This window comes from Ornithinibacter sp. (assembly GCF_035443565.1).
Taxonomy (GTDB): Bacteria; Actinomycetota; Actinomycetes; order Actinomycetales; family Dermatophilaceae; genus Fodinibacter.
The window spans coordinates 1-10,436 of record NZ_DAORSO010000088.1 but is presented as its reverse complement, the minus strand read 5'-3'; the positions used below and the strand labels follow the sequence as shown (position 1 = coordinate 10,436).

Sequence of the window (10,436 nt, the reverse complement as noted above, 5' to 3'; positions counted from 1 at the left end):
TGAACCCGATTGCGCTGGGGGCGCCGATCGGGTGAAAGATGGGGACCACGCGCGCCCACTCGTTCGCGTGCGACCTGCTGCTCAACGGCGAAAGGACGAACGCGTGACCTCCCGCGACGACGTCGGCCCCATCCTCAACGGCATCCCGACCCACCTGCCGGACATCGACCCGGCCGAGACCCAGGAATGGCTCGACAGCCTCGACGCGGTCATCGACGGCCCGGGTCGGATGCGGGCGCGCTACCTGATGCTGCGCCTGCTCGAGCGGGCCCGCGCGATGCAGGTCGGCGTGCCGTCGCTGACGACCACCGACTACGTGAACACGATCAGCCCCGAGCAGGAGCCCTGGTTCCCCGGCGACGAGGACACCGAGCGCCGCTTCCGCGCCTACCTGCGCTGGAACGCCGCGATGATCGTTCACCGCGCGCAGCGCCCCGGCATCGGCGTCGGCGGCCACATCTCCACGTACGCGTCGGCGGCCACGCTCTACGAGGTGGGCTTCAACCACTTCTTCCGCGGCAAGGACCACCCCGGCGGCGGCGACCAGATCTTCTTCCAGGGCCACGCCTCCCCCGGCATGTACGCCCGCGCCTTCCTCGAGGGCCGCATCTCCACCGAGCGCCTCGACGGCTTCCGCCAGGAGAAGTCGCACGTCGTCGACGGGTCTCCGCTCGCCCTGCCGTCCTACCCCCACCCGCGCCTGATGTCGGACTTCTGGGAGTTCCCGACGGTGTCGATGGGTCTGGGCCCGATGAACGCGATCTACCAGGCGCAGTTCAACAAGTACCTGCACAACCGCGGCATCAAGGACACCAGCCAACAGCAGGTGTGGGCCTTCCTCGGCGACGGCGAGATGGACGAGCCCGAGTCGCGCGGCCTGCTCCAGCTCGCTGCCGGCGAGGAGCTCGACAACCTCAACTTCGTCGTCAACTGCAACCTCCAGCGCCTCGACGGCCCGGTGCGCGGCAACGGCAAGATCATCCAGGAGCTCGAGGCCTTCTTCCGCGGCGCCGGCTGGAACGTCATCAAGGTCGTCTGGGGTCGCGGCTGGGACCCGCTGCTCGCCGCCGACGGCGACGGCGCCCTCACCCACCTGATGAACTCGACCTCTGACGGCGACTACCAGACCTTCCGCGCCAACGACGGCAAGCACGTCCGCGAGAACTTCTTCGACCGCGACCCCCGCACCCGCAAGATGGTCGCGGACTGGAGCGACGAGGACATCTGGTGGAAGCTCAAGCGCGGCGGCCACGACTACCGCAAGGTCTACGCCGCCTACAAGTCGGCGACCGAGCACACCGGTCAGCCCACGGTCATCCTCGCCAAGACGATCAAGGGCTACGGCCTCGGAACGACCTTCGCCGGGCGCAACGCGACGCACCAGATGAAGAAGTTCACCCTCGATGACCTGAAGAACCTGCGCGACAGCCTGCAGATCCCGATCAGCGACGAGCAGCTCGAGGCCGACCCGTACAACGCGCCCTACTACCACCCGGGCCCGGACGACGACGTCATCAAGTACGCCCTCGAGCGCCGCGCCAAGCTCGGCGGCGGGGTGCCCGAGCGTCGCGTCAAGCACGCCCCCGTGCACCTGCCCGACGACTCGGCCTACGCCCAGGTCAAGAAGGGCTCGGGCAAGCAGCAGGTCGCCACGACGATGGCGTTCGTGCGACTGCTCAAGGACCTCATGCGGGACAAGGAGTTCGGCAAGCGCATCGTGCCGATCATCCCCGACGAGGCCCGCACCTTCGGGATGGACAGCTTCTTCTCGACGATCAAGATCTACAACCCGCACGGGCAGAACTACACCCCCGTCGACCACGACCTGATGCTCGCCTACCGCGAGGCCAAGGACGGGCAGATCCTGCACCTCGGCATCAACGAGGCCGGGTCGCTGGCCGCGTTCACCGCCGCGGGGTCGAGCTACGCCACGCACGGTCACCCGATGATCCCGATCTACGTCTTCTACTCGATGTTCGGGTTCCAGCGCGTGGGCGACTCGATCTGGGCGGCCGCCGACCAGATGACCCGCGGCTTCCTCATCGGCGCCACGGCGGGCCGCACCACCCTCACCGGTGAGGGCCTGCAGCACGCCGACGGGCACTCGCCCCTGCTCGCCTCGACGAACCCGGCTGTCGTGCACTACGACCCGGCGTTCGGCTTCGAGATCGCGCACATCATGCAGGACGGTCTGCACCGCATGTTCGGCACGGATGACTCGCTCACCGACGACGAGCGCAACGTCATCTACTACCTCACGGTCTACAACGAGCCGATGGCCCAGCCGGTCGAGCCCGAGAACGTCGACCGCGAAGGCATCCTGCGCGGCATGTACCTGTATGCGGCCGGGTCGAGCGAGGGCCTGCCGGAGTCGGCGCCGCGCGTGCAGCTGCTCGCGTCGGGCGTCGGCATGGGCTGGGCCCTGGAGGCCCAGGAGCTGCTGCGCAGCGACTGGGGTGTCGTCGCCGACGTCTTCTCGGTCACGTCGTGGAACGAGCTTCGCCGCGACGGCCTTCGCTGTGACGAGGCCGCGTTCCTCAACCCGGATGCCGAGGCACCGGTTCCGTGGGTCACCCAGCAGCTGGCCGGTCGGCCGGGCCCCGTGGTCGCGGTCTCCGACTACATGCGGGCCGTCCAGGACCAGATCGCCCAGTGGGTCCCCGGGGACTTCTCCTCCCTCGGCGCCGACGGGTTCGGCTTCTCCGACACCCGCCCGGCGGCCCGCCGGTTCTTCCACATCGACGGCCCGTCGATGGCGGTGCAGGCCCTCCAAGCGCTGGCGGCCCGCGGCGAGGTCGACCCGTCCGTGGCCCGCGAGGCGGCCAGCCGCTACCGCCTGAACGACGTGACGGCCGGCGCCTCCGGCAACGAGGGCGGCGACAGCTGAGCGCCCCCGCTGCACTCTCCAGTCGAGAGTAGGTGAATCGCCGTCTGACCTCCGGGTCGGACGGCGATTCCCATACTCTCGACTTCGACCCCGAGTTCGTGAATATGCAGAGGTCTGTATAGAATTGCACTCATGTCCAAGGTCCTGACCTCCCTGCCCGTCGGCGAGCGCGTCGGCATCGCCTTCTCCGGAGGTCTCGACACCTCCGTCGCCGTCGCGTGGATGCGCGAGAAGGGTGCGATCCCCTGCACGTACACCGCCGACCTCGGCCAGTACGACGAGCCCGAGATCGACACCGTGCCCGATCGCGCCGGCCAGTACGGCGCCGAGATCGCCCGCCTCGTCGACTGCAAGAGCGCGCTCGTCGAGGAGGGCCTGTCGGCCATCGCCTGCGGCGCGTTCCACATCCGCAGTGGCGGCAAGACCTACTTCAACACCACCCCCCTGGGCCGCGCGGTCACCGGCACCCTGCTCGTGCGGGCGATGCACTCCGACGACGTCGAGATCTGGGGCGACGGCTCGACGTTCAAGGGCAACGACATCGAGCGGTTCTACCGCTACGGCCTGCTCGCCAACCCCAACCTGCGCATCTACAAGCCGTGGCTGGATGCCGACTTCGTCGCCGAGCTCGGCGGTCGCCACGAGATGAGCGCCTGGCTCACCGAGCGCAACCTGCCCTACCGCTCCAGCCAGGAGAAGGCCTACTCCACCGACGCCAACATCTGGGGCGCCACCCACGAGGCGAAGACGCTCGAGCACCTCGACGAGTCGATGGAGATCGTCGAGCCGATCATGGGCGTGAAGTTCTGGGACCCGAGCGTCGCCATCGAGTCCGAGGACGTGACGATCACCTTCGTCCAGGGTCGCCCGGTCGCCGTCAACGGCCGCACCCTCGACCCGGTCGCCCTTGTCGACGAGGTCAACACCATCGGCGGGCGCCACGGCATCGGCATGTCCGACCAGATCGAGAACCGCATCATCGAGGCGAAGTCCCGCGGCATCTACGAGGCCCCCGGCATGGCGCTGCTGCACGCCGCCTACGAGCGCCTGCTCAACGCCGTGCACAACGAGGACACCCTGGCCAACTACTACTCGCAGGGCCGCCAGCTCGGTCGGTTGCTCTACGAGGGCCGCTGGCTCGACCCGCAGAGCCTGATGATGCGCGAAGCCATCCAGCGCTGGATCGCCTCCCTCGTCACCGGTCAGGTGACCCTGCGGCTGCGGCGCGGTGAGGACTACTCCATCATCGACACCCGCGGCGACAACTTCAGCTACCACCCCGACAAGCTGTCGATGGAGCGCGTGGAGAACGCCGCGTTCGGTCCACTCGACCGCATCGGCCAGCTGACCATGCGCAACCTCGACATCGCCGACAGCCGCTCCAAGCTCGAGGTCTACGCCGGTCAGCCGGTCGAGCAGGGGCAGCTCCTCGTGGAGAACGGCACCCTGTTCGGCGAGCTCCCCGCGGGCGGCTACGACCAGATCACCGACAACCCGCTGGCCCCCGGCTCCGAGGACGACGCCCTCGACCGGGCGGCGATGGAGGCGGGCACCGACTGACCACCGCGGCGTCCGGGAGGTTGTGAACGGCATACAAATAGACTGATTCGTATGCCGTCCGCCCCTCGACCGCTGCCGTCGGCCGCCACCCGCACCCGGGTCGCTCGCGCTGCGGGCGACCTCGGTGCCGCCGCCGTGCAGCAGATGGAGGCCGACCACCAGTGGTACCGGTCGCTCTCGGCCGAGGACCGCTCGTGGGTGGGGCTCGTCGCCCAGGCGGGCCTGTCCTCGTTCCTGGAGTGGTTCGGCGGTGAGCAGATCCGGCCCGCCGTCACCGCCGACGTGTTCGGCACCGCCCCGCGCGAGCTGACCCGGTCGATCTCGCTCGCCCAGACCCTCGACCTGATCCGCACGGTCATTGCCGTCGTCGAGCGGGAGATCGCCGACCTCGCGGCGCCGGGCGAGGAGGACCTGGCGCGTGAGGCGGTGCTGCGCTACAGCCGTGAGGTCGCCTTCTCCGCTGCGGAGGTGTACGCGCAGGCGGCCGAGGCACGCGGCGCCTGGGACGCGCGCCTGGAGTCGCTCGTCGTGGATGCCGTGTTGCGCGGGGAGGCTGATGAGTCGATGCAGTCCCGCGCGGCGGCCCTGGGCTGGGGCGCCGTGACGCAGGTGGCCGTCGTGGTCGGCTCCACGCCGCCCGGGGCCACCGCGCCCGTGCTCACCGACCTGCACCGCGCCGCCCGGCGCATCGACGTCGAGCTGCTCGTCGCCATCCACGGCCCCCGGTTGATCTGCATCGGCGGCAGCGTCACCGACCCGATCGCGCTGGCGAAGGCCCTCGACCCGTTCCTCGGCGACGGCCCCCTCGTCGTCGGCCCGACGGTGCCCCACCTGTTCGCGGCGGGGCGCAGCGCCCGGGCCGCCATCTCCGGGCACGGTGCCGCGCCCGCGTGGGTGGGTGCCCCGAGGCCGGTCCATGCCGACGACCTTCTGGCCGAGCGGGCCCTGCTCGGTGACCTACCGGCGCGCGGCGCGCTGATCGCCCGCATCATCCGGCCGCTCGCCCAGAGCCCCGGGGGCACCCTGCTCGACACCGCGGCCGCCTACCTCGACGGCGACCTCGGCGTCGAGGGCACCGCGCGGGCCCTCATCGTCCACCCGAACACCGTGAGATACCGCCTGTCCAGCATCGCCAAGGCGATCGGTTACGACCTCACCGAGGCGCACGACGCGCAGACCGTGCGCATCGCACTGGCCTTCCACCGCCTCGGCCCGGTGAGCCGAAGCACACCACGACCCTGACTCGCGCTCAGTTTGGAGGAAACCTCCAAAACAGAGACCGGAGGTTCGTCCTCGTTCGTCACGGTTTGGTCACGACGCAGGCGACAGGCTGGTCCTGTGATCGTCATCGTCTGCCCTGGCCAGGGCTCCCAGACCCCGGGCTTCCTCTCCCCGTGGCTCGAGCTTCCCGGCCTGCGTGACCAGCTGTCCGCCCTCTCGGATGCCGCCCAGGTCGACCTCGTCGCCCACGGCACCACCTCCGACGAGGAGACCATCAAGGACACCGCCGTCGCCCAGCCGCTGCTCGTCGGCGCCGGGCTGCTCGCCCTGCGCGCCCTCGGCGGCGGCACCACCGTCACGGATGCCGTGCCGCAGTCGGGTGCCATCGCGGGCCACTCGGTCGGCGAGATCACCGCTGCTGCCGGCGCCGGGGTGCTCTCGGAGAAGGCCGCGATGGAATTCGTCGCGCTGCGCGGTCGAGCGATGGCGCAGGCCAGCGCCGCGACCCCGACGGGCATGAGCGCCGTGCTCGGCGGCGACCAGGGCGCCGTGCTGGCCACCATCGGACGGCACCTGCTCACCCCGGCCAACGTCAACGGGGCCGGTCAGGTCGTGGCCGCCGGCTCGCTGCCGGCGCTGGCCGAACTCGCCGCCGATCCCCCGGCACGCGCACGCGTCATCCCCCTGAAGGTCGCCGGCGCGTTCCACACGCACTACATGGAGCCCGCCGTCGCGGTGCTGCGTGCCGCGGCCGCCGACCACGAGGTGGCCGACCCCGAGGTGACGCTGGTGTCCAACCGCGACGGTCAGGTCGTCACCGACGGCCGCACCGTCCTCGACCGGCTCGTCGCCCAGGTGTCCAACCCCGTGCGGTGGGACCTGTGCATGGAGCGGTTCACCGCCCTCGGCGTCACCGCCATCATCGAGCTGCCGCCAGCCGGCACGCTCATCGGGCTCGCGAAGCGCGCCCTGAAGGGTGTCGAGCTGCTCGCGGTGAAGACGCCTGACGACCTCGACGCCGCCCGCACGCTCATCAAGGAGCACTCCGCATGAGCACCACCTCCAAGGGTTTCGCCTCGGCCCTCCAGTCGGCCCCGGCCACCGGCCACGCCCGCATCGCCGGCATCGGCGGGTACCGCCCACGCCGGGTGGTCCCGAACTCCGAGCTCGTCGAGGCGATCAACTCCTCCGACGAGTGGATCCGGGAACGCTCGGGCATCATCGAGCGCCGGTTCGCCGGCGAGGGCGAGTCGGTCATCGACATGTCCGTCATGGCGGCCGAGCCGGCTCTGGAGATGGCCGGCCTCAAGGGTTCCGACATCGACGCGATCCTCGTCGCCACGATCAGCTGGCCCTACCAGACCCCGGCCGCGGCTCCACTCATCGCCGAGCGGTTCGGCACCGATGCGATGGCCATCGACCTCTCGGCCGCCTGCGCCGGGTACTGCCACGGCATCGCGCTGGCCAACGACATGGTCCGCGGCGGCTCTGCCGAGAACGTGCTCGTCGTCGGGGTCGAGCGACTGTCCGACTTCACCAGCCGCGACGACCGCGGCACGGCGTTCATCTTCGGTGACGGCGCCGGGGCCGCTGTGATCAGCAGGTCCGAGACCCCGGGCATCGGCCCGACGATCTGGGGCTCGGACGGCGAGAAGTGGGACGCCATCTCCCAGACCGACAGCTGGATCGACGTTCGCGAGAAGGGCCTGGACTGGCCGCACATCGGGATGCAGGGCCAGACCGTCTTCCGGTGGGCGGTGTGGGGCATGGCCCCGGTCGCCCAGCGCGCCCTCGACGCCGCCGGTGTGACCGTCGACCAGCTCGATGCCTTCGTGCCGCACCAGGCCAACGTGCGCATCGTCGAGGCCATGGCCAAGAAGCTCAACCTGCCCCCCGACGTCGCCATCGCCCGCGACATCGCCTACACCGGCAACACCTCGGCGGCCTCGGTGCCGCTGGCGATGGAGCGCATGGTCCGCCACGGCGAGATCCCCCGCGGCGGGCTCGCCCTGCAGATCGGCTTCGGCGCGGGCCTGTCCTACGCCGCGCAGGTCGTCGTCATCCCCTGATGAGTTCCCGTGGGCCCACGGGTCACCCGGGCCAAGCACCACACCCACCCACAGCATGACCATCGAAGAAGGAGTACCGACATGGCACAGAGTGAGCAGGAGATCCTCGCCGGACTGGCCGAGATCGTCAACGAGGAGACCGGCCTCGACCCGGCCGAGGTCCTCGCGGACAAGTCGTTCACCGACGACCTCGACATCGACTCGCTGTCGATGATGACCATCGTCGTCAACGCCGAGGAGAAGTTCGGCGTGCGCATCCCCGACGAAGAGGTCAAGAACCTCACCACCGTCGGTGACGCCGTCAGCTTCATCGCCTCCAACCAGGCCTGATGCACCACGGTCCGTCACCGTCACCCCTGTTCAGCAGGGTGACGGTGACGGACACTGGACCACACGTCCACCGCACCTCACACGCCACACCAAGCCCCCGGCATCCCCACGTCCCATCCCACAAGGAGCATCAGCACTCATGAGCGAGCGACGCGTCGTCGTGACCGGCCTCGGTGCCACCACCCCTCTCGGCGGGACCATCGCCGAGACGTGGGACGGCATCCTCGCAGGACGGTCCGGGGCCAAGCCCCTTGACCAGGAGATGCTCGACCGGTACGAGCTGCCGGTGCACTTCGCGTGCACCATCGCCCAGGACCCGCTCGAGGTGCTCACCAAGGTGCAGGTGCGCCGGATGGACCCGAGCGCCCAGTACGCGGTCATCGCCTCGCTCGCCGCGATGGAGGATGCCGGGTCACCCGAGATCGACCCGCTGCGCCTCGGCGTCGCGATCGGCACCGGGATCGGCGGGGTCTGGACCCTGCTCGACCAGTGGGACAACCTGCGCGAGAAGGGCGTTCGCCGCGTCTTCCCGCTGTCGGTTCCCATGCTCATGCCCAACACCTCCGCCGGCAACGTCTCGTTGCTGCTCGGCGCCCGGGCCGGGGCGCACACCACGGTCTCGGCCTGCGCCTCCGGTGCTGAGTCGATGGGGACCGGGTACGACATGATCCGGGGCGGCCGCGCCGACATGGTCGTCGCCGGTGGCACCGAGTGCGCCACCCACCCCATCTGCTTCGCCGGCTTCTCGCAGATGCAGGCCCTGTCCACCCGCAACGACGACCCCGCCGCCGCGTCGCGCCCCTACGACACCGGCCGCGACGGCTTCGTCATGGGTGAGGGTGCCGCCGTCATGGTGCTCGAGGAGTACGAGCACGCAAAGGCCCGCGGGGCACGGATCTACGCCGAGTTCGCCTCGATCGGGATGTCCGCGGATGCCCACCACATCACCGCTCCCGAGCCCGAGGGCGCCGGGGCCTCCCGCGCCATGCGCGAGGCGGTCGAGCGCGCCGGCATCACCGACGCCGACGTCGTGCACATCAACGCCCACGCCACCTCGACCCCGGTCGGTGACGTCGCCGAGGCCAACGCGATCCGGCGCGCCTTCGGCGCCGCCGCTGACGGGATGCCGGTCAGCGCCACCAAGTCGATGACCGGGCACCTGCTCGGCGCGGCCGGCGCGCTCGAGGGCCTGCTCACGGTGCTCTCCGTGCACCACCGCGTGGCTCCCGCGGCGATCAACATCGACGACTTCGACCCGGCCATCGACCTCGACGTCGTGCGCGGCGAGCACCGGGCACTCCCCCAGGGCGACATCGCCGCCCTCAACAACTCGTTCGGCTTCGGCGGCCACAACGTCGCGCTCATCATCAAGAGCGTCTGACCGGCACAGCACCGGACACGACGAAGCCCCCCGCTTCCTCTTCGGGGGGCTTCGTCGTGTGCTGAGCGAGGTTCCTCGCCCCCCCTCAGCCGACCTTGTGCAGCCAGCGCACCGGTGCGCCGTCGCCGGCGTAGCGGAAGACCTCGAGCTCGTCGTCCCACTCGGTGCCGAGCAGCTCCTCGATCATCTCCTGCATCGCCTCAGGGCTGCCCTGGGCGAGCACGACGACCTCGCGCAGCCGGTCCTCGTTGATGACGGCGTCGCCGCTGGCCGAGGTCCACGTGTGGTGGATGCCCAACCGTGGCGTGTGCGACCAGCGGGAGCCGTCGCAGCCCTGGCTCGGCTCCTCGGTGACCTCGTAGCGCAGCTTGTCCCAGCCGCGCAGCGCCGAGGCGATGCGGGCACCGGTTCCGGCCTGCCCGGACCAGCTCAGCTCAGCGCGGACGAGACCGGGCTCGGCCGGTTGATCGGTCCAGTCGACGGTGACCCTCGTTCCGAGGACGCCTTCGATCGCCCACAGAATGTGCGGGCACAGAGCCTTGGGGGTCGAGTGGACATAGACCACTCCCCGCGTCATGGTGCGCGGCATCGAGACAGACATCCTGGCCTCCTTCGCGTGCGAGGGACGTCTTCCCCAACGCCGGTGCGCGCGATGTCTGCCTACGGTTCCTGCCGGTGTGCCGTGCGGGCTCTGCTGTGTGGGCACACGAGCGTGCCGTTATGGGTCACATCATGCCCCACTGATCCCAACGGCACCAGCCGTCTCATGAATCTCGTGCGTGACGGCACGGGTCCTTGGTTGACGAGACCGGATGCCGGTCACTCACGGTACGCGAGCGGCATCCGTCGTCGTTCCTCACCCACCGCCCCGGTAGGCTCACCGCGCCCGGGACGCGAAGGCGTCGGGGCAGCGGGGCGTTAGCTCAGTCGGTCAGAGCAGCGGACTCATAATCCGTCGGTCGTCGGTTCAAGCCCGACACGCCCCACC

8 protein-coding genes and 1 tRNA gene are annotated in these 10,436 nt (G+C 70.1%); 8 read left to right on the top strand and 1 reads right to left on the bottom strand.

All coding sequences use genetic code 11. From position 1 onward, the window contains the following. Nucleotides 1-103 precede the first annotated feature (103 nt). The 7 genes from aceE (at nucleotide 104) to fabF (ending at nucleotide 9,448) form a co-directional block, all read left to right on the top strand. Nucleotides 104-2,887 (top strand): pyruvate dehydrogenase (acetyl-transferring), homodimeric type, encoded by a 2,784-nt coding sequence (gene aceE / locus PLL68_RS09955; protein WP_324533648.1) that lies wholly within the window; start codon nucleotides 104-106, stop codon nucleotides 2,885-2,887. A gap of 132 nt (nucleotides 2,888-3,019) precedes the next feature. Further along, a complete protein-coding gene (gene argG / locus PLL68_RS09950; protein WP_324533646.1) occupies nucleotides 3,020-4,447 on the top strand; it encodes an argininosuccinate synthase in 1,428 nt (475 codons plus the stop codon). A gap of 51 nt (nucleotides 4,448-4,498) precedes the next feature. Further along, nucleotides 4,499-5,689: a PucR family transcriptional regulator gene (locus PLL68_RS09945; protein ID WP_324533644.1), complete on the top strand. Its 1,191-nt coding sequence runs from the start codon at nucleotides 4,499-4,501 to the stop codon at nucleotides 5,687-5,689. 96 nt (nucleotides 5,690-5,785) lie between these two features. Then, on the top strand, nucleotides 5,786-6,721 hold the full coding sequence (locus PLL68_RS09940) for an ACP S-malonyltransferase (protein WP_324533642.1): 936 nt from the start codon (nucleotides 5,786-5,788) through the stop codon (nucleotides 6,719-6,721). Further along, on the top strand, nucleotides 6,718-7,737 hold the full coding sequence (locus PLL68_RS09935) for a beta-ketoacyl-ACP synthase III (protein ID WP_324533640.1): 1,020 nt from the start codon (nucleotides 6,718-6,720) through the stop codon (nucleotides 7,735-7,737). The genes PLL68_RS09940 and PLL68_RS09935 overlap by 4 nt, the downstream gene beginning before the upstream one ends. Nucleotides 7,738-7,818: 81 nt before the next feature. Beyond that, entirely contained in the window at nucleotides 7,819-8,067 is a 249-nt protein-coding gene (locus PLL68_RS09930; RefSeq protein ID WP_159898748.1) for an acyl carrier protein, read from the top strand. Between the two features lie 139 nt (nucleotides 8,068-8,206). Further along, a complete protein-coding gene (gene fabF, locus PLL68_RS09925) occupies nucleotides 8,207-9,448 on the top strand; it encodes a beta-ketoacyl-ACP synthase II (RefSeq protein ID WP_324533636.1) in 1,242 nt (413 codons plus the stop codon). An 85-nt stretch (nucleotides 9,449-9,533) separates the two neighbouring features. Here fabF and PLL68_RS09920 read toward each other — a convergent pair whose 3' ends face one another. Beyond that, nucleotides 9,534-10,049 carry a DUF3145 domain-containing protein gene (locus PLL68_RS09920; protein ID WP_324533634.1) on the bottom strand — a complete coding sequence of 172 codons (516 nt, stop codon included), beginning with the start codon at nucleotides 10,047-10,049 and terminating at the stop codon, nucleotides 9,534-9,536. Nucleotides 10,050-10,360: 311 nt separating this feature from the next. Here PLL68_RS09920 and PLL68_RS09915 point away from each other — a divergent pair. Beyond that, nucleotides 10,361-10,434, top strand: a tRNA-Ile gene (locus PLL68_RS09915). The last annotated feature ends 2 nt before the right edge of the window (nucleotides 10,435-10,436 follow it).

Bases quoted from the DNA above. Each gene is read 5' to 3' on its own strand.
- argG (WP_324533646.1), top strand. From the start codon at position 3,020: ATGTCCAAGGTCCTGACCTCCCTGCCCGTCGGCGAGCGCGTCGGCATC.
- PLL68_RS09945 (WP_324533644.1), top strand. From the start codon at position 4,499: ATGCCGTCCGCCCCTCGACCGCTGCCGTCGGCCGCCACCCGCACCCGG.
- PLL68_RS09935 (WP_324533640.1), top strand. From the start codon at position 6,718: ATGAGCACCACCTCCAAGGGTTTCGCCTCGGCCCTCCAGTCGGCCCCG.
- PLL68_RS09930 (WP_159898748.1), top strand. From the start codon at position 7,819: ATGGCACAGAGTGAGCAGGAGATCCTCGCCGGACTGGCCGAGATCGTC.
- fabF (WP_324533636.1), top strand. From the start codon at position 8,207: ATGAGCGAGCGACGCGTCGTCGTGACCGGCCTCGGTGCCACCACCCCT.
- PLL68_RS09920 (WP_324533634.1), bottom strand. From the start codon at position 10,049: ATGTCTGTCTCGATGCCGCGCACCATGACGCGGGGAGTGGTCTATGTC.